This window comes from Croceitalea sp. W27, from assembly GCF_055693185.1.
The window spans coordinates 1852010-1875418 of the sequence record NZ_CM146327.1 but is presented as its reverse complement, the minus strand read 5'-3'; the positions used below and the strand labels follow the sequence as shown (position 1 = coordinate 1875418).

Genomic DNA, 23409 nt, shown 5'->3' with positions numbered 1-23409 from the left:
TCTTCGATTTTTTAAAAAATGTGACTTTTTAAAAACACTTGTGTCTTATATAATGAACAAACAGAAGAATGGAAGATATTTTTAAATCAGGGTTGTTAGGACTAGCATTAATAGGAGCATTGGCACTTGCTTCGGCCAATTCGAGCGAATCTGAAAACTCAAATAACGATTACACAGAAAGTAAAACAGAAGAAGTAACGATGGCGGTAGAAGAGACAGTTACTGAAGAAGCTAAGATAAAAAACAAAAAAGATTTTCACATTCCGCTGTAGCCGTTCTGGCTCGCGGATTTTGGTTGGTTGATTGGTTGTAGGGCCGCACTGATTATGCGGCCCTTTTTTTAACAAAAAAAGAAATTTTAGAAAGGATGCTAGCTATGTTACACTAACCATGCGTATTCCTAGACCATCAATAATTTGATAGGTTGTTAAAGGCTGCTTCGGCAGCCTTTTTTACTTTGGGATAGGGGAATAAAGTACTTTAAAAATCCATCAGACGTTTTACTTCGTACATAGTTCGTCCTTAAAATTTAAAATTGTTTTAAAAATGAAAAGCGTTTTTTTATTTATCATAGCGATTATAACGTTCAATAATGTCAACGCGGGCAGCACCATACGCCATTTGCATATTGAGACAATCGGTATTACTGATGAGTTTAAGAAAATAAAGTCTTCTGAATTGCCCCCAGCCGTGGTCGAAGAAATATTGAAACAGTACCCAACCTCAAAGTTACGCCAGGCATATAAAGACAATAGAAATACGTACAAATTGGTAATGGTTTTAAGCAGCGGTACCGCTAGAACAGTTTATATCGATGCTTATGGAAGATGGATCCAAAAGAAGAAGAATTAACTACTTTTACACGCTTCTTGTTTTCTATAGAATTGCGCATTACATTTGCCCCGTCTCAAAGGGGTGCTATACAAGTTCCAGGTTTTGAGTTTAAAGTTTTAAGAAAGCATCTCTTAAAACTTTTAGCTTTTAACCAATAACTTTAAAAGGCTGAGATTATACCCAATGAACCTGGGCAGGTAATGCTGCCAAGGGACAAACAAATAAAAAGGTCTAGCAGACCTTTTTATAAGTAGTGAGATGGTGCGGCTGCAAAGAGTTTAAAGCTTCGTCATTTTTCAAAGTAAGGTATATAAATTACTGAAAATCAAATTTTAACTTAGAATAATAGCCCCTTTTATTCGTAATAATTTTTACGGATGAAACACACTATTTTAACTATGTCGGCTTTTTTTGTATTGGCCACGAGTGTTTTTGCTCAACAAAACCCAACAGATTCTTTAGTAGGCAAAAAAGTAGTGCTCGATGAGGTTTTTGTTTCGGCAGTGCGTGTCACTAAAGAATCACCGGTAACTTTTTCGAATCTTACAAAAGAAGATATCAAGCCAAGAAATTTGGGGCAAGATATTCCTATTCTTATGAACTTTCTCCCTTCTGTGGTTACAACTTCAGACGCTGGGGCTGGCGTGGGTTATACAGGCATTCGTGTTAGAGGTAGTGATGCTACGAGGGTGAACGTAACCATAAATGGTATACCGTATAACGATGCCGAATCACAGGGCACTTTTTGGGTAAACATGCCCGATTTTGCTTCATCTGTTGAAAGTTTGCAACTCCAAAGAGGCGTAGGTACCTCAACTAATGGGGCTGGTGCTTTTGGCGCAAGTTTGAATTTGTTGACAGACGCTTTTTCTGAAGACGCCTACGGACAAATTTCATCATCTTTTGGAAGTTTTAATACCCTCAGAAACAATATTAAGTTCAGTACAGGATTACTTAATGACCATATAGAAATTTCAGGAAGATTGTCTAGAATAACCTCTGATGGCTACGTAGATAGGGCATCATCTGAACTCGATTCTTATTTTTTACAAGGGGCGTATAAAGATGACAATACCTTGATAAAAGCATTGCTTTTTGGCGGCCATGAAATAACTTACCAATCTTGGTTCGGGTTAGATCCTGAAACCTTGGCGACCGATAGAACATTTAATCCAGCGGGTATTTATACCGATGAGGATGGCAATACCCGTTTTTATGAGAACGAGGTGGACAATTACAAACAAGACCATTTTCAATTATTATGGAATGAGCAGCTTTCAGATTTCTGGAGTACGAACATAGCATTGCACTACACTCGTGGAAGGGGTTATTTTGAGCAATTTCGCGAAGATGACGATTTTGCCACGTATGGTTTTGAACCGATTACGGTGGATGGCGAAGAAGTAAACACCACAGATTTGATTAGAAGAAGATGGCTCGATAACGATTTTTATGGCACTGTTTTTTCTGCTAATTATTCTAAGGATAAACTAGATTTAATTATTGGTGGTGGCTGGAATACGTATAAAGGAGACCATTTTGGTGAGGTCATTTGGGCGCGTTTTGCCAGTGATAGCCAATATAATGAGCGTTATTACGACGATAATTCCACAAAAACAGATTTCAACATTTATACCAAGGCCAACTATAGATTAACGAACAAATGGTCTTTGTATGGGGACCTTCAATATCGAACTGTTGGGTACGAGGCTAATGGAGAAGATACGGGCTTGGTAGACGATACCTTCAATTTTTTCAACCCTAAAGCGGGCCTGACCTTTGATTTGAATACAAACAACAACTTCTATTTGTCTTACGCGGTTGCGAATAGAGAACCGAACCGTAACGATTATGAAAACGGAAACCCTAGACCAGAGCGATTAAATGATCTTGAATTGGGTTGGCGCTATGTTTCTTCTGATGTTCAGGTAAATACCAATATCTATTACATGAACTATAAAGACCAATTGGTTTTAACGGGTGAATTAAATGATGTTGGCGCTCCTTTAAGAGCAAATGTTGGCGACAGCTATCGTCTGGGGCTAGAGATAGATGCCAATATTCGATTTAATAATCAATTTAGTTTGCGTCCGAATATCGCCTTAAGCACAAACAAAAATCGAGACTTTTTGTTTCAACGTGATGGGGTGGTTCAAAATTTAGGAAATACGAATATTGCTTATTCGCCTAATATTATAGCAGGTAATATGTTCGTGTACAGTCCGGTTTCTCAGATGCAAATAAGCTTATTGTCAAAATATGTAGGTAAACAATATATGGGTAATATAGATGCGGAAGCCTCCGTTTTAGATGCTTATTCACAAACGGATTTTAACTTGCAGTATGAACTGGAATGTGATGGCTTTTTAAAGAGCATCGTGTTCTCTGGCTTGGTGAATAATCTTTTTAACGCTGAGTTCGAATCTAATGGGTACTTTTTCACTTTTGACGACGATTTTTCAAACCCTGGTACTATCACAACAATTGAAGGAGCCGGCTTTTACCCACAAGCGGGTATCAATTTTCTATTAGGGGCAACGGTTAATTTTTAAAAAATGAAAAATTTTAAAGTTGCACTCGATTGGACAGCAAATACAAATCACAGTGGCTTTTATGTTGCTAAAGAAAAGGGCTGGTATGCAGACCAAGGCTTAAAGGTGGAATTGTTAACCCCAGATGCGGATAATTACATGGTAACACCTGCTAAAAAAGTAGAACTCGGTTTGGCCGATGTAGCCCTTTGCCCTTTTGAGAGTGTTATAAGTTACAATACCAAATCAAAGCCTTTTGAGGCTGTTGCCATTTCAGCCATTTTTAGGGAAGATATTAGTGCAATCGCGGTTCTTGAAAATAGCGGAATTGATAGGCCAAAAGCCCTAGATGGCAAATTGTATGCATCTTATAAGGCACGCTATGAGGACCATATTGTTTCTCAAATGATAAAAAATGATGGAGGTGAAGGTTCGTTACAACTGGCCTATCCCGATAAGTTAGGTATTTGGGAAACCTTGCTTTCGGGTACCTACGATGCAACTTGGATTTTCACCAATTGGGAAGGCGCGCATGCCAAAGCAAAAGGGGTTAAACTGCGTTTGTTCAAAATGGCTGATTATGGTATTCCATATGGCTATTCGCCAGTTTTAATGGCAGACAAAGAATGTGTAGCGAAGAATGAGGATTTATTCAAAAAATTTCTAGCGGCAACAAAAGCCGGGTTTTTATATGCTCAAAATCATCCAGATTTTGCCGTAGCTTCTTTAAAGGCTTTTATATCGGAAAACGATAGGGGAATCGATTTACTTCAAAGTCAACTCATGACCAATCCATTTTATGGTAATGAAACCAACTGGGGTATTTTAGAACAAGACGAAGTAAAACGTTTTATAAATTGGTTACATGACAATGGTTTAGAAAAAGCTTCATTGGAATATCATAGTTTAGTATACTCCGGACTTTTATAGTACTCTATATTTTCCATAACTTCATAGTGCCATGTTTGAAAATAAGGATAGCATTCGCTGGGGTATAATCGGTTGTGGTAATGTCACCGAAGTGAAGAGTGGCCCCGCTTACCAAATTACAGAAGGTTTTGAGCTTTTTGGTGTGATGAGACGTAATCTAGATAAAGCTGAAGATTATGCCAAACGACACAAGGTTTCTTTTTATACAGATGATGCAAATGCCTTGATTCATCATCCTGAGATAGATGCTATTTATATTGCAACGCCCCCAGATACGCATAAATTATATGGTTTACAGGTTGCGGCGGCTGGCAAACCCTGCTGTATAGAAAAACCCATGGCACCAACGTATGCAGAGAGCTTGGCGATTTATAATGCTTTTAAAGAAAAAGATATCCCGCTATTTATTGCTTATTACAGGAGGTCTTTACCGCGATTCTTAAAAATTAAAGAATGGTTGTCAGAGAATATGATAGGGGAAGTGCGCCATATTAAATGGTATAAAAGTAGGACGGCAAGTCCATTGGATATAAGTGGGGAATACAATTGGCGGACAGATGCCAAGATAGCCCCAGCAGGTTATTTTGATGACTTGGCAAGTCATGGCCTGGATCTTTTTATCTTTTTGCTAGGGGATGTCGTAAAAGCAAATGGCTTTGCTACAAATCAACAAGGCTTATATTCGGCATATGATGCCGTTTCAGGTAGTTGGATGCATAAAAATGGAGTTATGGGTTCGGGCAGCTGGAATTTTGGGGCAAATGAGGCAAAAGACGAGGTTGAAATTATAGGTAGTGATGGAATAATACGATTTTCTGTTTTAGATGAAGAACCGGTCGAATTGCTAACACCTGAAAAGAGTATAGTTGAGGTAATAGAACACCCCAAGCATTTACATGAATTTCATGTATTAAATATGAAAAAGCATTTAGCTAAAAAAGGAACGCATCCTTCCACTGGGGAGTCAGGCTTACATACAGCTTGGGTAATGGATGCAATTCTTAATTAAAATTAATTTGTAAGAAAATACGTATTATATTATTTTCTTTCCTACCTTTACTTAGAGACAACTATATGATTCTTTAAACTTGTCAATGAACGAAAGTGAGCGACTTCAAGATTTATTGAGTTATAAAATATTAGATACTCCGGCTTCAAAAGAATTGGATGAGTTGGTGCAGATTGCTTCTGCGGTTTGTGACACCCCTATTTCTCTTATCTCTTTGGTAGACAATGGCCGACAGTGGTTCAAATCCAAAAAAGGCTTGTCGGTTCAAGAAACTCCTAGAAGAGATGCTTTTTGCCAACATGCACTTCACAGACCTTCTGAAGTTTTGGTAGTAGAAGAGCCTTTGGCCGATGAAAGGTTTAAGAACAATCCATTGGTTAACGGAAATCCCAATATCAGATTTTATGCAGGTGCACCCTTACGTACTCCAAAAGGTAATGTTTTGGGCACCTTATGTGTTATCGATACCAAGCGACGTGCAATTACCGAAGAACAGAAGAAAGCCTTGCAATTACTTTCCAACAAGGTGATGGATTATTTAAATCAAAGAAAACTTTTATTAGACCAAAAGCTACAACTAGAATTAGGAAAATCTCGTTTAAATAAGCTGACGAATCAGGTCCCTAGCTTTTTTCTTCATTTAGAGATAGATTCCGTGGGCGAAATTTCCTTTCCTTTTGTGAGTGAGGGTATTGCAACGGCCCATCCCAAACTTACAGAAAAAGCCCTGAGAACAAATCCTGAATTGGTTTTTGAGATTATTCATCCTGAGGACAAACAAAAATTTGCAACGGGAATTAAAGAATCATTTACAAATCATTCCATATGGCGTCAAGAATTTAGGGTTACCGCAGAAAATGGAGTCGTACAATGGTATCTAGGTAAGGCAATACCTGAGGAAAAAGAAGATGGCACCGTGGTTTGGTACGCGACTTTTCAAAATATCAGCATTAAAAAAGACTATGAACAGGCCTTAGAAGACATTTTATTTTATATTTCACATGTACTGCGTAAACCTGTGGCCAATCTACTTACTATAGCTGCGGTAATTGAAAAAGAGAAAAATATTGATGAAGATGCCTTAAAGCTATATTCTGGTTACATTAAAACCGCTAGTGAAGAACTGGATTCATATACCAGAATGCTCAACAAAGATTATTTTGACCGAAAAATCAAGCTATAATTTAGTTAGAAATGCTAACCGTATTTCCACTTTGGGTTGTTCTGTAAAATAAGAGGTCATAATACCTATTGCCGTCGTCAGGCCTATTTAACTGCCCACCGGTAAAAAGGCTATACTCAAAATCTTCACAAGAACAAATCACATTTTGCCCTTGAATAGTCATTGTAGAGCAGTTGTTAGGAGTGTGATTCGGACAACTGGCTTCAAAAGCTAGAAAAGTATCAATGCCTGTGCGCATAACAAAAGCTCCCCTGGTACCAACACCGTTATTACCTACGTAAACAGGATTTCCGATATTGTTCAAGCCATTGTATAGCGGTAGGTTCAGGTTTAGATCAAAACGAAATGATACTTCCTGTAAAAACGGATTTCTGTTGGAAGTATTCTTTTCACAAGAAATAAACAATAAGAGTAATACTAGTCCAAAAAAGGGTTTCATCAATAGTACTTTAGAAGCAAAAATGGCTAAAAATTATGTATATTTGCGTTAAATCCTCGCTAAAAAAACTATAGAAATATAGGTGTAGCAGAGGATTTTTCGATTAAAACATAACATAAGACATTGGGAAAACAATTGCTGTTTTCTTCAATGTTCTTTTGCATAAAAATAAACGACATGAGCAAAGTATCTTACTACACACCAGAAGGGTTAAAGAAATTGCGCGAAGAATTAGATTATTTACGTGATATAGAGCGACCTAAGGCTTCACAGGCTATTGGTGAAGCTCGGGATAAGGGCGATTTATCTGAAAATGCAGAATATGATGCTGCAAAGGAGGCTCAGGGTTTGTTAGAAATGAAGATTTCTAAAATGGAAGAAACTTTGGCCAATGCCAGACTTATTGATGAATCACAATTGGATACTTCAAAAGTTTTGGTTCTTTCAACGGTGAAGTTAAAAAACCAAACCAATGGTATGGAAATGAAGTATACCTTGGTAGCCGAAAGCGAGGCTGATTTAAAAGCGGGAAAAATATCGGTAAACTCTCCAATAGGTAAAGGCCTATTAGGTAAAACAGTGGGTGAGGTAGCCGAAATAACCGTGCCGAACGGAACTTTAAAGTTTGATATTTTAGAAATCACACGTTCGTAATTATCAGGCTATGACTAGCTGTCGATGGATAGTTCTTGGTCGAAACTCACTATATTTGGTTATATTTAATCCTATCCGACCGATAGGATTTTTTTATTTAAGCCAAAACCAATGCCAAGTATTTTTACAAAAATCATAAATGGGGAAATACCTTGCTATAAGGTAGCCGAAGATGACGAATTCTTTGCTTTTTTAGATATTAACCCTAATGCTGCCGGGCATACACTATGCGTGCCCAAAAAAGAAGTAAATAAAATATTAGATTTAGATGAAGCTTCCTATATGGGTTTAATGGCTTTTAGTAGAAAAGTTGGTAAGGCTATTGAGGCTACAATTCCATGTGAACGAGTGGGAATGACGGTTATCGGATTAGAAGTTCCACATGTACATGTACATCTCATTCCCCTACACAGCATGAAAAATGCTACGTTCCAACATAAGGAAAAATTAGAACCAAAAGAATTTGAAGAAATTGCGAGTAAAATTAGAGCGGCACTTAAATAATACCCTCTAGGTGTAGATATACACCTGTTCCGATAAGGGCAAGTATTAAGAGTAGAATTACATAGAATAAAGTTGTAAACCGGGTCGATTTTTTAGCGGGTTCAACCAGTTTATTATAATACTCAAAAACACGTTCTATATCAGGTGTCCAATTAACGGGATAAATAATGGAGTAGCATTTTCTGCACTTGATTTCGTGGGTTACCTCACCAGTAGTTTTATGGTAGAAAGCGTTGTAGGTGTGCTTTTGGTAAAAAGTAAGCTTTAGCTTTTGGTTAAAACATTCAGGGCAGTTGTTGGTAATCTCCGCATCCTTTATCGCTAGCTGTTTTTCCTTTGCCATGATTATACATTTGCTTTAAGGGAAATTTGCATGATTGTTCCTTCTTTACTTGACGAAAATACTTTAATTTTTCCTTTATGGTACTCTTCGATTATCCTTTTAACTAAAGAAAGACCAAGTCCCCAGCCTCTTTTTTTAGATGTTACCCCCGGATTGAAGATATTCTGAAACTCACTTTTTACAATGCCATGGCCTGTATCAGATATCATAATGTGAACAAAATTGCCTTGCCGTTCTATCTGTATGGCAATATTGCCTTTGCCTCGCATGGCGTCAATACCGTTTTTGACCAAGTTTTCAATACTCCAATTGTATAGCGGCGGATTTAATAGCACAGGAAGTTCTTCAATTTCAGAACTAAAAGAAAAGTGGATGAGTTTAGAGCTTCTACGCTTTAAATATTGGTAAGCTTTTTCAGTTTCTTCAACGATATCGTGTACCTCTAAAGTTGGTATAGAACCTACTTTTGAAAAACGTTCTGTAATAGTCTGTAACCTCGAAATATCCTTTTCAATTTCTTTTGTAATATCAGGATTTATATTTTCAGATTTTAATAGTTCGTTCCATCCTAAAAGTGAGGTGAGGGGCGTGCCAATTTGGTGCGCGGTTTCTTTGGCCATACCTGCCCAGACCTTGTTTTGTTCTGAAGCTTTGTTGGTCTTGAAAAAGAAAAATATAACCGCTGCGAACAGAAAGATGATGAGCAGTAAAGCTATTGGGTAATACTTGAGTTTATTCAAAACATCAGAATTGCCATAATATAACATAGCTAGCTCTTCGCCTTTATAAGACATGGCTATAGGTTCATTCTCTTTGCTGAATTTTTTTATTTTCTTTTGAAGTTTTATAGAGTCTTCTTCTAGCTCCTTTGGCATGTTGTGTGTTTTTACAGTACCATCTTTATTGACTAAAATCATGGGAGTAGATGAGTTGTTCTGTAGAATTTGTACGGGCAGGTTCCCTAATTCTTGATCAACGGGAGAGTTATCAATTTCAGCCTGGGCCGCCGCCCAATTTTCTATTTTCAAGCGTTCTTCTTGCTTAAATTTTTCAAAGAAAATGTTAGTGTTCCACAGAATGAGGCTTACAATAACGAATGCTGAAATCAGTAAAATGATATTCGAAGTCCTGCGTTTTGGATTGAATTCCATTAAAAGGTCAATATTGTATTTAAAGATAACGTAAAAAGACTGGAATTGTTGAAAAGGAGTTCATAAACTCTTTTCTAAAAGTGATGCTTTTCATGTATTTTTGAACCTTATACTAAAGCGACACACATGGAAGTTCAGGGAAGAATAAAAATGATCGGGGAAACTAAGACTTTTGGCAATAATGGTTTTAGAAAAAGAGAGTTGGTGGTTACAACCGAAGAGCAATACCCGCAACATATTTTGGTGGAGTTTGTTCAAGACAAATGCGACCTGCTGAACAACTATGCTGATGGACAAATGGTTAAAGTTAGTATCAATCTAAGAGGTAGAGAATGGGTAAACCCTCAGGGTGAAACCAAATATTTCAACTCTGTTCAAGGATGGCGCATAGAAAATCTTCAACAAGAAAATACAACTGAAAACATGCCTCCCGTTCCACCAATGGAAGCTTTTGAGCCAGCTGACAATATTAATGAAGAAGACCACGACGACCTTCCGTTCTAAGGAATGGCCATCACCAAGCTTATAACACATCTGTTTAGAAGGTATTTGCCTTCACCCTTTACAATTGCAGTGTTATTGACATTACTTACAATAATTCTTGCCATTGTTTTTACTGAAAATACTACAGGAGATAGTCATATAGTTGCTGTTCTTTCGTATTGGGAGAATGGAATCTGGAATAATGGTCTTTTGGTATTTGCTTATCAAATGATGTTGATTCTGGTGCTGGGGCATGTATTGGTTTTGAGCAAGCCCATGGAGCGCTTGATTCTTAGCATCACTAAATACGTTAAGAATACTTCTAATGCCGCAGTTTTGGTTGCGTTATCAACAATGCTGGTATCTTTTTTCAATTGGGGGCTAGGACTTATTTTTGGCGCAATCCTCGCGAGAAAGGTTGGCGAATATGCCCAAGAAAATAATATACCGATCAACTACCCTCTAATAGGTGCATGCGGTTATGTAGGGTTAATGGTATGGCACGGGGGCATTAGCGGATCGGCTCCCATCAAAGTTTCTGAAGCCGGTCACCTTAAAGAGTTACTAGAAAATATCACAACTACGGATATTGTGGACCATTTTCCAGAGTCCGTTTCTACTGCACTTACGGTCTTTAGCTATTCGAACCTCAGTATATTTTTCACGGTTTTGGTTGCAATTTCATTTTTGGTGTATTTTTTAGGGAAAAGAGTTGCCCCGAGTACAATAGCACTTAATAAATATCAATTTAAGTCTTCAGATAAGGAAAATCATATAGGGGCCGAAAAATTAGACCATTCAAAGAGCTTTTCAATGCTATTTGGCATTTTGATATTAAGTGTTTTTTTAATTCAATATTTACCTGCAATACGCACTCTAAATATCACCCCGAATATGCTCAACTTTTTTATGTTCGGTCTGGCAATCATACTTCACGGAAGTTTTAAGAGCTTTTTACTTGGTGTTGAAGAAGCCATTGGTGATGTTTCGGGTATCCTTATTCAGTTTCCATTGTATTTTGGAATTATGGGCATTATGGGAAGCAGCGGTATGATCAATCAAATCTCTGATTTTTTTGTATCCGTAAGTACGACTACCACCTTACCAATTTTTACTTTTTTCAGTGCTGGCCTAGTTAATATTTTTGTGCCTAGTGGCGGTGGACAATGGGCAGTTCAAGGGCCGCTGGTATTGCAATCGGCATTGGCATTGAATGTACCATTACCTAAAGCAATTATGGCACTGGCATACGGTGATCAAATTACAAATATGCTTCAACCTTTTTGGGCGCTGCCGTTATTGGGTATTACAAAACTAAAAGCCAAAGAAATTCTGCCCTATACACTTCTATTTATGCTTGTTGGCAGTATTATTTACATTGCAGGGTTGCTTATTTTCTAGTGGCTATTCCATAACTTTATTAAAAAATTGCACCCTTGGATAATAATGGCAAAAATCGCCCTTTATTTTTTTTAAATGACCGTTTGGAGTTTCCACCCTTGGAGACTGCAAATGAAGATGGTCTTCTGGCCGTTGGTGGCGATTTATCGCCCGAACGCTTACTGCTAGCGTACAAAAAAGGTATTTTTCCGTGGTTTAACGAAGACGCTTTAATTTTATGGTGGAGCCCAGATCCGCGAATGGTCTTATATCCTGAGAAACTTAAGGTTTCTAAAAGTATGCGAAAAGTACTTAAAAACAATCAATTTAAGGTCACACAAAATACTTGTTTCCGTGTGGTAATAGAGCAATGCGCCCAACTAGTTCGTAAAGGACAGGAAGGTACTTGGATTACCCCAAACATGATTGATGCCTATTGTACACTTCATGAAAAAGGCTTCGCAAAATCTTATGAGGTGTGGCAAAAAGATAAACTTGTTGGGGGGTTGTACGGTATTGATTTAGGTCATGTTTTTTGCGGTGAAAGTATGTTCAGTTTAGTGTCTAATGCATCTAAAGTTGCCTTTGTAAATTTGGTGGAGGAATTTAAGGATCAGGGAGGAAAACTAATTGATTGTCAGGTTTACACGGAGCATTTAGAAAGTTTAGGGGCCGAAGAAATGGGCAGAAAAGCTTTTGAAAAAGTATTACAGGGAAATGTTTAGACCTGTTAAAAAAAACAGTACCTGTTCTAGGTCTTGGCTATAGTCTTCTAAACGATATTCCGTGCCTATTTGAAACTTAGTTTTTTCGCTTAGTTTCCATCCAAAATTTAATGTAAAACGAGTATCGTATTGGGGTTTTGATTTTGAAACACTTAAGAGCTTTTCGACATTAGCAACAAAGTACGGTTCACCTAAATCTAATTTTTCACCTTTTAGAGGGCGATCTAAAGAAAATCGATATCGAAATCGATGAATGGTCTTGGTGCGGGTAATACGCTGCTCACTTCGCAATCGATGACCATACCTTACAATGTTTGGTTTTAATTTGATATTATATTGCTGGGTCAAACGCAGTTCGTTGTTGCCACCATCAAAATTTTCACGAAAGCGATACAGAATTCCAAAAGCCAAGCTTTGATTGTCTTGAATCTGAAAATTAGAAAAGTGGGCAATATCAATTTGTCTAACCTCTAAAACAGCCCTTTCATCATTATAAATATAGTTTCTATTTTGAACGGATAAATTATGGGAATACGTTGCGGAAACATGATAATTTAGACCAATAGCAGGTTGCCAGTAGGTGGTAAAATTTTCTTGTCCAAAACTGATTGCAGTCATTGCACCAAGAATACCAAAGAGAAGCGATTTTGACAGTTTAGTACAAGACATGATCATAGCCTTGTTTAACTAGTCTTCTTGAGAGTATGTGTGCTCCGTCGGCATTAAAAGTGACTTCATGTTCAACATAGCCACTATCATCTTTTGACGCGATGATTATTTCATAGTTGATTTCTGGCAAAATAAGATTCTGAAAAGCAGTTTTCAAGACTTCAGAAGCATTGCCAGTTTTACAAGGGTACTGCTGCTGTATTTTCTTAATGCGATATTTTTGATGATTCGATTCAAGATAGTTTTTAATCGTCTCAAAAGTACTATCGGGGATGTCGGCTGATTTAATTATAAACTCAGCATCTTCCAAGTTTCCGTTTTGATCAAATTCAATGCTATAACGAAGACGGTCTTTTTTGAATTTGGCTTCATAAGAAACTTTTTCTCCATCGAATTCTTTGTAATATTTTATGCGCTTAGTGCCCGTTAAAAAGGGTCGTAATACTTCGGCGGCATTTGTTGGGAATAGTTCTTCGTCAATTCTAAATTCTTGTTCTTTTTTGGTTTGGGCCTTCAAAGCCATCCCCATAAAAATAAAAAGACCAATAAGTAATACTTTAAACTTCATTGTACCTAAAACAGTTTATTTCATGATCATTTACCATTCCCGTTGCTTGCATATGTGCATAGACCACAGTACTGCCAACAAATTTAAAGCCTCTTTTTTTTAAGTCTTTACTAATGGTATCTGAAAGTGCGGTGTTGGTTGGAGCATCCTTGTAGTTTTTAAGTTTGTTTTTAATGGGTTTTCCGTCTACAAATCCCCATATGTATTTGCTAAAGCTTCCAAATTCCTTTTGAACATTCATAAATGCCACAGCATTGGATACGGTGGCATTTATTTTTAGTTTATTCCGAATAATTCCAGCATCTTGTAATAGCTCAGCTATTTTAGGCTGTTCGTAGTTCGCTATTTTTTTATAATCGAAGTTGTCGAACGCTTTTCTGAAATTTTCTCGCTTTCGAAGAACAGTAATCCAACTTAAACCTGCTTGAAAAGTTTCTAGAATAAGAAATTCGAACAAAGATTTATCATCTTTTACAGGCACGCCCCATTCATGGTCATGGTAGGCTTCATAAAGGGTGTCTCCTTCGCACCAACCACATCTGTGTTTTTGCATTTTGTACTAAAAGTTTTGTACAATATACATATAAAGTGGCATGCCAAGGGTTATGTTGAACGGAAAGGTAATCGCTAGCGCCATAGGTAAATACAAACTCGGATTCGCCTTTGGTGCCGCTAAGCGCATAGCAGCGGGTACAGCAATGTATGAGGCACTTCCTGCAAGTATCGCAAACAGAAAACGGTTGCCTTCGGCCCCGGTAATGAATTGACTAAACCAGGCTACATAGACTCCGTTAATGATTGGAACTACAATTGCGAAGATTAAAGCAAAACCACCCTTTTTAATAAAGTCTTTAAGCTTTTTGCCGCTCGTTATGCCCATGTCTAGAAGAAACACCGCCAAGAAACCTTTAAAGATATCCGTGGTAAAAGGTTTAATGCCCTGAGCTTGATGGTCGTTGGCCAAAAAGCCAATAACAAGACTACCCAATATGAGCAGCACACTACCATTGGTTAAAGCATGGTGAAATACTTTTTTTACTTCGCCATTCTTTGGCTTATCTTTTCTAAAGAGCGCCATCAAAAGAACACCTACGATAATAGATGGTGCCTCCATTAAGGCCATCACAGCCACCATATGCCCGCCAAATTCTACTTGCTCCATCTCTAAGAATGAGATTGCGGTTACAAAAGTAACGGCACTTACAGAACCATAGGCCGCAGCAATAGCCCCCGAGTTTTCTACTGAAAATTTGCGCCTAAGAATGAAATAAGCGTAAATGGGTACGGCCACAGCCAATAATATTCCAAAGAGAAGTGACCAAACGATTTCCATATTAAGGTCACTGTGAGAGAGTTCTTGCCCCCCTTTGAAACCAATGGCAAAAAGAAGGTAAAGTGAAATGAATTTTGATGAGTTTTGAGGAATCTCAAGATCACTTTTTAATTGCACTGCTATAATTCCTAAAAAGAAAAATAACAGTGCGGGGTTGGTGAGGTTATCTATTAACAAGTGTAAGTCCATGCAATTTCTTATTCTTCTAAAGTGATGTTTAGAACACCATCGATACGAAGTTTTTTACCTTCGTTACGGACCGATGCGATGAATTCTTTCGCGATGCGTTTCTCTTCTTGAAGTTCTTGAATTCTTCCATCAGGATAGTTGGTGTTCGCATCTGAACTACCTTCGCACCAAGAAATACGTTGCAATTTGTGAAAGTTTATTTTTTCATCGATTAAGGCTAAGATTACATCTCCCGCTTCTGAAGGTGTAAAAGTTCCATCGACCAATTGAATCTTCTGTTTTGTTTTTATCATTGTTTCCATAATTTTTGAATTTTAATTTTTGAATCTTTTTGTTTGTTGTTCTCCTATTAAATGAATTGTCATTAGGCCAAAAATGATTGCCATTGAAATGGCCAGCCAGCCAAAAAACAAGAAATTGTTAATTGCAGATAAAAGTAGAACACCACCAAAGATGAGCCCCATTAGGGTGTAATAGATAGGATAAAGAACGTCATGCGATTTTGATGCTTCTTTTTTCTGTGTGAGTTTCTGTGTAATCGGAAGTTTAAATAACATGTTTTAAAATTTTTGACAAAGTTGAGGCAAATAATTCATTAATAATTATTTATATTTATAATGATATATATAAATATTACTTATGAATTATACTTTAAACCAGTTGCGAGTTTTTCAGAAAGTAGCTCAAAATCAGAGTATTACAAAGGCATCGGAGGAACTACATTTAACCCAGCCGGCAGTATCTATTCAGCTGAAAAATTTTCAAGATCAATTCCCAATTCCATTGACCGAGGTGGTAGGTAGAAAACTTTACCTCACCCAATTCGGTAAAGAGATAGCTGTGGCTGTAGAACGTATTTTAAACGAGGTTTACGCCATGAACTATAAGACTTTGGAGTACGGTGGAAAACTAGCGGGGCGTTTAAAAATTTCTGTGGTTTCTACCGGAAAATACGTAATGCCCTATTTTTTATCGGGTTTTATGGAGTTGCACCCTGGAGTGGAGTTGGTGATGGATGTAACCAATAAATCTTCGGTAGTAGAGCATTTAGAAAACAATGCTGTAGATTTTGCCTTGGTTTCTGTATTGCCCAATCATTTGAAGGTCGATACCATTAAACTGATGGAGAATCACCTTTACTTGGTAGGGAGCCCCCATGTGGTAGGTTCGCCAAAGAAGCCCACATTAAAAAATTTGGACAAGGCTCCACTGATTTTTAGGGAAAATGGTTCGGCAACAAGAATGGCAATGGAGAATTTTCTTAAAAAGAGGCAGATAGAGGTATCAAAAAAAATAGAATTAACTTCAAATGAGGCGGTCAAGCAAGCGGTTTTAGCAGGGTTGGGCTATTCTATAATGCCTTTGATCGGGATTAAGAATGTGATAAAAACGGGTGATTTACAGGTTCATCCTATGAAAGGCTTGCCTATTAAAACTAATTGGAACTTAACTTGGATGGCTTCTAAAAGATTTTCACCAGTAGCTCAGGCCTTTTCGGAATACATCCTTGCAGAGAAGCAAAATATTATTCAAACTCGCTTCAAGTGGTTTGAAGAATACCCAAATTCCATTGACTAGTTATTTTGCCTTGATTGTAGGGTAATGTTCAAATCACTTTGAATTATCATTTCTTGATTATTCTTACGCGCATCTAACACCAAATTGGTCAACTTTACTTTGGCTTTTTTTAATTCTTCTATGCGCTCTTCAGAACTTTCGATAGTAGTTTCACATCCGTTCTGTAAGTTTAGCAGCTGTAATGAATGAAACTTGATCTTGTAGTTAATTAAAGAGAGTAAAACTTCGGCGGCATCTTGCGGCGAAAATAGTCCTTCAACTAGTTTTATGGTCTCATCAGGGTTTGTTTTTGAACCAGAACTAAAAAGATTGTACTTTTTTAGTTTAAACTTAAAATCCTTTTGATTGCTCATGGTTCGACTATATAATAATTGATGAAGATTTGGTGTATTGTCAATTTTTGTAAAGGCTTAGCGTGATGCTTCTTGTTGCGAATTCTTATTTGATAAAACCGCTTTTATGGTTTGCTTAAAACCATAGAATTCTTTACCGTCCTCTCTTCTAAGAACCAATTGCATATCTCCATTGGGTAAAGTTTGCATTTGGTCTACAACCACTATGGTTCCATAATAATTGAATGTTGGTCCTAAGCCGGAATTTGAGTTGAGGTTGTCATGCAATCGTATAATCTCTTGGTACGGAAGCGTTAATATTCGCCCGTTTTCAGAATCTCCTCTACTCTCTGAAAAATGCTCAAACCGCTTTACATATTCTCTTTCTTGCGCAAAGATTGATACACTTGCAAGTAGAAAAATGATAAGATATTTCATATTGCCTCATATTAATTAAATAAAGATAGTATCAATATTAATAAAAGAAAGTAATGCATAGTTAAAAGAAAGTTAAACTATTATATAATGATAGTATTACTATTATATTTGTGCTAACAATTAGTAAACTAACATGGAAAGGTTATTACAAACAGTTAAAATTGCCATAAACGATAAGATATATGTGAAAGATCCTGAGTCTTCTGATTTGGGTAAAAGAATTGTCGAACATAGTATCTTGATGATAGACGAAATAGGTTTTGAAAGCTTTACCTTTAAGAAATTGGGTAGAAAAATAGATTCTAATGAGAGCTCCATCTATCGTTATTTCGAAAACAAGCACAAGTTATTAGTATACTTGACTTCATGGTACTGGGGCTGGTTAGAATATCAATTGGTTTTTGCTACCAACAGTATTTCAGACCCTACAGAAAAGTTGACTAAAGCAATCAATATTGTTAGTAAAACCGTAGTACAAGATAATTCTTTTTCACATGTTAACGAGGTGTTGCTCAACAAGATTGTAGTAAACGAATCTTCTAAATCCTTTTTGACCAAAGAAGTAGACGAAGAGAATAAAGAAGGCTACTTCACAATTTATAAAAGAATGGTAAACAGGTTAGAAGAAATGATAAAGACTGTCTCTCCGAAATACGAGTATCCTTCAAGTCTGGCAAGTACGGTTTTAGAGAGTACCCTACATCAGCATTTTTTAAAGGAACATTTTCCGACCCTGACGAATTGCAATACTTCAAAAACCCCAGGAGATTTTATTTCCGACCTCGTTTTTAAAACACTTAACCAATCCAATCATGGCTAAAACAATATTGACCTCTTGGCAACGTCTAATAGGTCTTCTCTCACTGGATAAAAAAGATGTTTTCCAGGTATTCTACTATGCAATCTTTGCAGGTCTTGTAAACCTTTCTTTACCGTTAGGGATACAAGCGATCATTAACTTGATACAAGGGGCGCAGGTAAGTACTTCATGGATAGTTCTTGTGGTATTGGTAACACTTGGCGTAGCCTTTGTTGGTGCGCTCCAACTTATGCAGATAAGAATTATTGAGAATGTACAGCAGAAAATTTTTACTAGGGCTTCTTTTGAATTTGCCTATCGCTTTCCAAAAATTAAGATGAGCGAGTTAAGAAACTATTATCCGCCAGAGTTGGCCAATCGTTTTTTTGATACGCTTACCATTCAAAAAGGGCTTTCTAAAATTTTAATAGATTTCCCAGCGGCACTTTTACAGATTATTTTCGGATTGTTATTGCTTTCTTTTTACCATCCGTTCTTCATTATATATGGAATCTTATTACTGCTTTTAATTTATGTGGTATTTAAGTTCACCGCACAAAAAGGTTTGGAAACTAGTTTAGATGAATCAAAGAACAAGTATAAGGTTGCCCATTGGATTCAAGAAGTGGCCCGTTCTATCATAAGTTTTAAACTCTCTGGTAAAACCTCACATGCCATTAATAAAAATGATGCATTAGTTACAAATTATCTAGAAGCTAGAGAAGGTCACTTTAGAATACTGGTCATTCAATTTATTCAAATGATCGGGTTTAAGGTTTTGGTTACTGCAGGTTTACTGTTAATAGGTGGTCTTTTGGTATTGAATCAAGAGATGAATATTGGTCAGTTTGTAGCGGCAGAAATCATTATTCTATTGGTTATTAGCTCCGTTGAAAAGTTGATTCTTGGGCTAGAAACCTTTTACGATTTGTTGACTTCACTTGAAAAGTTAGGCCAAGTTGTTGATAAAGATCTAGAGCTTCAAGAAGGCGAAAAACCATTTAAAGAGAATGATGGGTTTACAGTAGAATTGCAAAATGTCACCTATCAAGTACCTGATAGAGAGAAAAAAATTATAGATGATGTTTCATTGACCATCACTCCCACTTGTAGTATTCTGTTGAGAGGTTCAAGTGGCTCGGGCAAGTCAACACTGCTAAGACTAATAGCGGGCATATTAGAGCCCGATGAAGGCAAGATTTTTATTAACGACGTTTCTTTAAAAGGGATCAATCTTAGTTATTATAGATCACATCTAGGACAATCTCTAACGGAAGAATCTCCTTTTGAGGGAAGCATTCTTAATAACATCACCTTTGGTGATACAACCATTCCTCAAGAAGATATTTATTGGGCCTTGGAAAAAACCAACTTAACATCATTCGTGAAGGAACAACCAGACGGGTTGAATACTATTTTATATCCGGAAGGAAAACAAATACCAAATTCGATAGCCAAGAAGATAGTCTTGGCCCGTAGTATCATCCGCAGACCAAAACTATTGATTCTTAAAGACCCTCTTGATCAGTTTAATGAAGCCGAAGCGGAACAAATTATAGATTTCTTAAGCGATAAGGCCAATGGTTGGGCCTTGGTTATTGTTAGTGAAAACGCTAAGTGGGCCAAGCATTGCAGTAGGATAATAACGATGGAAAATGGACGATTGTTGAACGAAAAAACGAATAAAGATGCTTAACATTTCACCTAATAAGTTAAATGAAAAGGTAGACTTGCTTAGTTTTAAAGCTGCGCAAAAGGTATTTCATAAGCGCCACTATAAGCAGTTTAATCGATTTTTATTGGCCTTTTCGCTACTGGGGATTATTGTACTTTTTCTCCCTTGGACACAAAATATTACAGGTAAAGGCTATTTGACCACGCTGACCCCAGATCAAAGACCACAGACCATACAATCTCCCATTCCTGGGCGAATTGAAAAGTGGTATGTAAGAGAAGGAGACTTTGTTCAAAAAGGGGATACCATCTTATTCTTTTCAGAGATTAAGAACGAGTATTTTGATCCAAACCTAGTTGAAAGAACGGGGCAGCAGATAAAAGCAAAAGAAATGTCGGTCACCTCATATCAAGGTAAGGTAAAAGCTTTGAACAACCAGATTGGAGCTTTGGCAAATGAACGTTCTTTAAAGTTACAGCAGGCAAAGAACAAGTTACTTCAGTCTAAATACAAGGTTCAAAGTGATAGTATAGACTTAGAAGCTGCAAAGACGAATATTGCTATTGCCGAGAGACAATACGATCGTACCGTACAGCTACAATCTGAAGGCTTAAAAGCGGTAACGGATGTTGAAGAAAAACGCCTAAAACTGCAGGAAACACAGGCAAAACTGATTTCTCAGCAAAACAAGCTTTTAGCTAGCAAGAATGAAGTTATTAATGCCGAGGTCGAAATAAATAGGGTACAGGCTTCCTACACGGATAAGATTTCTAAAGCGCAGAGCGATATGTATACGGCCCAATCGAATCAATTTGATTCTGAAGCACAGGTCACCAAGTTGGAGAATGAATTTACCAACTACTCCATGCGAAATGATATGTATTATATAAAGGCACCCCAAACGGGCTACATTAACAGAGCCATACAAGGTGGATTGGGGGAAACTTTTAAAGAGGGGGACAAACTCGTTGGCATTATGCCGGCCAATTATGATATGGCGGTTGAAACTTATGTAGAACCTATCGATTTGCCTTTGGTGCATCTAGGTGAAAAAGTACGTATTCAGTTTGATGGTTGGCCCGCAATCGTATTTAGCGGTTGGCCCAATGCATCATACGGTACCTATGGTGGAACCGTAATAGCCATTGAAACATTTATTAGTGATAATGGTAGATACCGTATTTTATTGGCTCCAGATAAAGAAGACCATCCATGGCCCAAAGATTTAAGGGTCGGTTCTGGAGCAAATACCATCGCACTTTTAGAAGATGTTCCTATCTGGTTCGAATTATGGAGGCAACTTAACGGATTCCCACCAAATTATTATCAGCCAGAAAACGATATGGCAAAAGCAGCAAAAAAATGAGAATACTCTTTTTCATATTATGTTTTTGCTTAGCACTACCTATGGGTGCCCAGCAAGATACCCTAAGACTTCAGTTCAATGAGTATCTAGGCTATGTAAAAAAATACCATCCCATAGCAAAACAAGCTCAGCTAACAATTTCTATCGGTCAGGCCAATTTGATGAAGGCCAGAGGTGGTTTTGATCCCAAGGTCGAGGTCGATTATGATAGAAAAGAGTTTAAAGAGACCGAATATTGGGACCGATTGAATGCGACCTTTAAAATTCCGACCTATTTCGGAATTGAGTTGAAAGGAAATTTTGAGCAGAATGAAGGACAATTTATTAATCCTGCTGAGTTTTTACCGGAAGACGGGCTGTATAGTGCAGGGGTATCCATGTCTTTGGGCCAAGGTTTTTGGATCAATGAGCGTATGGCAACCTTAAGGAAGGCCAAGTTTTTTAGAGAGCAGGCCAAGGCCGATCAAGACCTATTGGTAAACGAAGTGCTATACAAAGCTTCATTGGCCTATTTTAATTGGTTGCAGGCCTATAACGATGCTGAAATCTTCAGAGATTTTCTACAGAATGCCCGAATAAGATTTGAAGGGGTGAAAACAAGTGCCTTATCAGGGCAGGTAGCTGCTATAGATACTGTTGAGGCTAAAATAGCAATGCAGAACAGGGCGCTGAATTTAGAGCAGGCAAAGGTAAAGCTCATGAAAAAGTCATTGGAGTTATCGAATTTTCTGTGGATCAATGATGTGCCGGTAGAGCTGCAACCTAACGTTATTCCCGATACCGAAGTTGCAGATGAGATTGATCTCACTTTAGAGATAATGGGTAAACCTTTGGATAGTTTTACTTTAGAAAATCATCCTAAACTAAAATCTCTTAATTTTAAGATTGACGGTCTTACTGTGGATAAAAGGCTAAAAGCAAATAAACTGCTTCCTAAAATCGATGTAGAGTATAATTTTCTAACCGAAACTCCAGATCAGATAAGGTCTTTTGAAACACAGCAGTATAAAGGCGGACTCAGTTTTAGGTTCCCACTTTTTTTGAGAAAGGAACGCGGTGATTTAAAATTGGCGAAATTTAAATTACAAGATGCACAGTTTGAGCGAGACAATGCCGAGGTTCAAATTCAGAATAAAGTAATCGCCATTTATCGAGAACTGGATTCTTACGTGGTTCAAAACGAATTAATCGATAATATTGTAACCGATTACAATACCTTACTTGCAGCAGAAGAAAGAAAGTTTAGCTTTGGAGAAAGTTCGCTATTCCTCATCAATTCTCGAGAAAGTAAACTTATAGATGCCGAATTAAAGCAAAACGAGGTTCAGAACAAATTCTTTAAAACGAAGGCCAATCTCTTTAAAAGTTTAGCGGTCAACCCTCAGAATTTGTAACTTAAGGTTTAAAACCAACTAATTTGAATACTACAGCAAGTATTACCAACAAAACCCTTTTAAAAGATACTTTTTTTATTGTCTTAGGTATTTTTACCGCTGCTTTTGGGTTAGAGAGTTTCTTGCTTCCCAATAGTTTTATAGATGGCGGGGCAACAGGTATATCGCTATTGCTAACTACAATTTCTTCTTTGCCCCTATACGTGCTGATTATTTTGGTGAATATCCCTTTTATGGTTCTTGCCTATAAAGTGATCGGCAAAATGTTCGCCATAAAAACTACAATTGCCATTTTAGGGCTTTCCTTGGTACTGGCCTTTGTCCATTTCCCTGAAATAACAGAAGACAAATTGCTTGTTGCAGTTTTTGGGGGATTTTTTCTTGGTGCCGGAATTGGACTTTCAGTAAGGGGAGGTAGCGTTTTGGACGGTACTGAGGTACTGGCAATTTATTTAAGCCGAAAGTTGGGCACCACCATTGGTGATATTATTGTGCTTATTAATATTCTTGTATTTCTGGCTGCTGCTTACTTATTATCCATTGAGACGGCATTATATTCTATGCTAACATATTTGTCCGCTTCAAAGACTTTAGACTTTGTCATAGACGGTATAGAAGAGTATACGGGCGTTACCATTATCTCACAATCAAATGAAGAAATACGCCAGATGATTACCGAGAAAATGGGCCGTGGGATTACCATTTACAAAGGCAAAGGCGGGTATGGCACCCATGGTACTCAAAAAGATCATGATGTGATTTTTACCGTAATCACGCGATTAGAGATACGCAAACTTAATATTGAAATCTCAAAAATAGACCCTAAAGCTTTTGTGGTAATGCACCGAATTAACGACACTCGAGGGGGGATGATTAAGAAACGCTCCCTATAATAAATAATT

At 37.4% G+C, this 23409-nt stretch carries 28 protein-coding genes; 17 read left to right on the top strand and 11 right to left on the bottom strand.

Annotated features, from left to right (window positions below; genetic code table 11):
* Positions 1-68 precede the first annotated feature (68 nt).
* The 6 genes from ACZ1GR_RS08475 to ACZ1GR_RS08450 all read left to right on the top strand — a co-directional run bounded on the left by ACZ1GR_RS08475 (position 69) and on the right by ACZ1GR_RS08450 (position 6487).
* A complete protein-coding gene (locus ACZ1GR_RS08475; protein WP_377766095.1) occupies positions 69-272 on the top strand; it encodes a hypothetical protein in 204 nt (67 codons plus the stop codon).
* Positions 273-546: 274 nt separating this feature from the next.
* Complete coding sequence (locus ACZ1GR_RS08470) at positions 547-852, top strand: hypothetical protein (protein WP_472611700.1); 306 nt, start codon at positions 547-549, stop codon at positions 850-852.
* A gap of 359 nt (positions 853-1211) precedes the next feature.
* Positions 1212-3386, top strand: coding sequence for a TonB-dependent receptor (locus ACZ1GR_RS08465; RefSeq protein WP_472611699.1), 2175 nt, complete (start codon positions 1212-1214; stop codon positions 3384-3386).
* Positions 3387-3389: 3 nt separating this feature from the next.
* Positions 3390-4295, top strand: a complete 906-nt coding sequence (locus tag ACZ1GR_RS08460) for an ABC transporter substrate-binding protein (RefSeq protein WP_472611698.1) — start codon at positions 3390-3392, stop codon at positions 4293-4295.
* 31 nt (positions 4296-4326) lie between these two features.
* Complete coding sequence (locus ACZ1GR_RS08455) at positions 4327-5304, top strand: Gfo/Idh/MocA family protein (protein WP_472611697.1); 978 nt, start codon at positions 4327-4329, stop codon at positions 5302-5304.
* 85 nt (positions 5305-5389) lie between these two features.
* Positions 5390-6487, top strand: coding sequence for a GAF domain-containing protein (locus ACZ1GR_RS08450; protein WP_472611696.1), 1098 nt, complete (start codon positions 5390-5392; stop codon positions 6485-6487).
* A 1-nt stretch (position 6488) separates the two neighbouring features.
* Here the strand turns inward: ACZ1GR_RS08450 and ACZ1GR_RS08445 are convergent, their stop codons facing one another.
* Positions 6489-6926, bottom strand: a complete 438-nt coding sequence (locus ACZ1GR_RS08445) for a Rieske (2Fe-2S) protein (RefSeq protein ID WP_472611695.1) — start codon at positions 6924-6926, stop codon at positions 6489-6491.
* Positions 6927-7103: 177 nt separating this feature from the next.
* On the opposite strand from ACZ1GR_RS08445, the gene greA reads away from it, so the two are divergent.
* Complete coding sequence (gene greA, locus ACZ1GR_RS08440) at positions 7104-7580, top strand: transcription elongation factor GreA (RefSeq protein WP_377766090.1); 477 nt, start codon at positions 7104-7106, stop codon at positions 7578-7580.
* Between the two features lie 111 nt (positions 7581-7691).
* Complete coding sequence (locus ACZ1GR_RS08435; RefSeq protein WP_377766089.1) at positions 7692-8084, top strand: HIT family protein; 393 nt, start codon at positions 7692-7694, stop codon at positions 8082-8084.
* Here ACZ1GR_RS08435 and ACZ1GR_RS08430 read toward each other — a convergent pair.
* Complete coding sequence (locus tag ACZ1GR_RS08430) at positions 8077-8427, bottom strand: hypothetical protein (protein ID WP_472611694.1); 351 nt, start codon at positions 8425-8427, stop codon at positions 8077-8079. The two genes, ACZ1GR_RS08435 and ACZ1GR_RS08430, sit on opposite strands and share 8 nt — an antisense overlap.
* 2 nt (positions 8428-8429) lie before the next feature.
* Complete coding sequence (locus ACZ1GR_RS08425) at positions 8430-9578, bottom strand: sensor histidine kinase (RefSeq protein WP_472611693.1); 1149 nt, start codon at positions 9576-9578, stop codon at positions 8430-8432.
* 126 nt (positions 9579-9704) lie between these two features.
* On the opposite strand from ACZ1GR_RS08425, the gene ACZ1GR_RS08420 reads away from it, so the two are divergent.
* The 3 genes from ACZ1GR_RS08420 to aat all read left to right on the top strand — a co-directional run bounded on the left by ACZ1GR_RS08420 (position 9705) and on the right by aat (position 12166).
* Positions 9705-10082, top strand: a complete 378-nt coding sequence (locus tag ACZ1GR_RS08420) for a DUF3127 domain-containing protein (protein WP_377766086.1) — start codon at positions 9705-9707, stop codon at positions 10080-10082.
* Positions 10083-10085: 3 nt separating this feature from the next.
* Positions 10086-11462 carry a short-chain fatty acid transporter gene (locus ACZ1GR_RS08415; protein ID WP_472611692.1) on the top strand — a complete coding sequence of 459 codons (1377 nt, stop codon included), beginning with the start codon at positions 10086-10088 and terminating at the stop codon, positions 11460-11462.
* A gap of 83 nt (positions 11463-11545) precedes the next feature.
* Complete coding sequence (gene aat / locus ACZ1GR_RS08410; RefSeq protein ID WP_472611691.1) at positions 11546-12166, top strand: leucyl/phenylalanyl-tRNA--protein transferase; 621 nt, start codon at positions 11546-11548, stop codon at positions 12164-12166.
* On the opposite strand, the gene ACZ1GR_RS08405 is transcribed toward aat, so the two are convergent.
* Genes ACZ1GR_RS08405 through ACZ1GR_RS08380 form a run of 6 tightly spaced genes read right to left on the bottom strand, consistent with a single transcriptional unit; the run spans position 12149 to position 15482 of the window.
* Positions 12149-12835, bottom strand: a complete 687-nt coding sequence (locus tag ACZ1GR_RS08405; protein WP_472611690.1) for a DUF2490 domain-containing protein — start codon at positions 12833-12835, stop codon at positions 12149-12151. The two genes, aat and ACZ1GR_RS08405, sit on opposite strands and share 18 nt — an antisense overlap.
* On the bottom strand, positions 12822-13403 hold the full coding sequence (locus ACZ1GR_RS08400; protein ID WP_472611689.1) for a hypothetical protein: 582 nt from the start codon (positions 13401-13403) through the stop codon (positions 12822-12824). The genes ACZ1GR_RS08405 and ACZ1GR_RS08400 overlap by 14 nt, the downstream gene beginning before the upstream one ends.
* Positions 13393-13956 carry a DNA-3-methyladenine glycosylase I gene (locus tag ACZ1GR_RS08395; protein ID WP_472611688.1) on the bottom strand — a complete coding sequence of 188 codons (564 nt, stop codon included), beginning with the start codon at positions 13954-13956 and terminating at the stop codon, positions 13393-13395. Before ACZ1GR_RS08395 ends, ACZ1GR_RS08400 begins: the two co-directional genes overlap by 11 nt.
* A 6-nt stretch (positions 13957-13962) precedes the next feature.
* Positions 13963-14925, bottom strand: coding sequence for a sodium-dependent bicarbonate transport family permease (locus ACZ1GR_RS08390; RefSeq protein WP_472611687.1), 963 nt, complete (start codon positions 14923-14925; stop codon positions 13963-13965).
* A gap of 8 nt (positions 14926-14933) precedes the next feature.
* Positions 14934-15227 carry a hypothetical protein gene (locus ACZ1GR_RS08385; protein WP_377766079.1) on the bottom strand — a complete coding sequence of 98 codons (294 nt, stop codon included), beginning with the start codon at positions 15225-15227 and terminating at the stop codon, positions 14934-14936.
* Positions 15228-15239: 12 nt separating this feature from the next.
* Positions 15240-15482, bottom strand: coding sequence for a hypothetical protein (locus tag ACZ1GR_RS08380; RefSeq protein WP_472611686.1), 243 nt, complete (start codon positions 15480-15482; stop codon positions 15240-15242).
* Positions 15483-15564: 82 nt separating this feature from the next.
* Between ACZ1GR_RS08380 and ACZ1GR_RS08375 the strand changes: the two genes are divergently transcribed.
* The gene (locus ACZ1GR_RS08375; protein ID WP_472611685.1) at positions 15565-16503 is read left to right on the top strand and encodes a LysR family transcriptional regulator; all 939 of its coding nucleotides are present in this window, start codon (positions 15565-15567) and stop codon (positions 16501-16503) included.
* Here ACZ1GR_RS08375 and ACZ1GR_RS08370 read toward each other — a convergent pair.
* Both ACZ1GR_RS08370 and ACZ1GR_RS08365 read right to left on the bottom strand, forming a co-directional pair.
* Positions 16500-16856, bottom strand: coding sequence for a hypothetical protein (locus ACZ1GR_RS08370; protein WP_472611684.1), 357 nt, complete (start codon positions 16854-16856; stop codon positions 16500-16502). The genes ACZ1GR_RS08375 and ACZ1GR_RS08370 overlap by 4 nt on opposite strands.
* A gap of 57 nt (positions 16857-16913) precedes the next feature.
* On the bottom strand, positions 16914-17273 hold the full coding sequence (locus tag ACZ1GR_RS08365) for a hypothetical protein (RefSeq protein ID WP_472611683.1): 360 nt from the start codon (positions 17271-17273) through the stop codon (positions 16914-16916).
* 133 nt (positions 17274-17406) lie between these two features.
* Here ACZ1GR_RS08365 and ACZ1GR_RS08360 point away from each other — a divergent pair, with 133 nt between their 5' ends.
* From ACZ1GR_RS08360 to ACZ1GR_RS08340, 5 genes are read left to right on the top strand one after another with little or no spacing between them, the layout of a single operon-like run.
* Entirely contained in the window at positions 17407-18093 is a 687-nt protein-coding gene (locus ACZ1GR_RS08360; RefSeq protein ID WP_377766075.1) for a TetR/AcrR family transcriptional regulator, read from the top strand.
* Complete coding sequence (locus ACZ1GR_RS08355; RefSeq protein ID WP_472611682.1) at positions 18086-19768, top strand: peptidase domain-containing ABC transporter; 1683 nt, start codon at positions 18086-18088, stop codon at positions 19766-19768. The genes ACZ1GR_RS08360 and ACZ1GR_RS08355 overlap by 8 nt, the downstream gene beginning before the upstream one ends.
* The gene (locus tag ACZ1GR_RS08350; RefSeq protein WP_472611681.1) at positions 19761-21113 is read left to right on the top strand and encodes an HlyD family secretion protein; all 1353 of its coding nucleotides are present in this window, start codon (positions 19761-19763) and stop codon (positions 21111-21113) included. Before ACZ1GR_RS08355 ends, ACZ1GR_RS08350 begins: the two co-directional genes overlap by 8 nt.
* Entirely contained in the window at positions 21110-22507 is a 1398-nt protein-coding gene (locus ACZ1GR_RS08345; protein WP_472611680.1) for a TolC family protein, read from the top strand. The genes ACZ1GR_RS08350 and ACZ1GR_RS08345 overlap by 4 nt, the downstream gene beginning before the upstream one ends.
* Before the next feature lie 23 nt (positions 22508-22530).
* Positions 22531-23400, top strand: coding sequence for a YitT family protein (locus tag ACZ1GR_RS08340; protein WP_472611679.1), 870 nt, complete (start codon positions 22531-22533; stop codon positions 23398-23400).
* Positions 23401-23409: the final 9 nt, after the last annotated feature.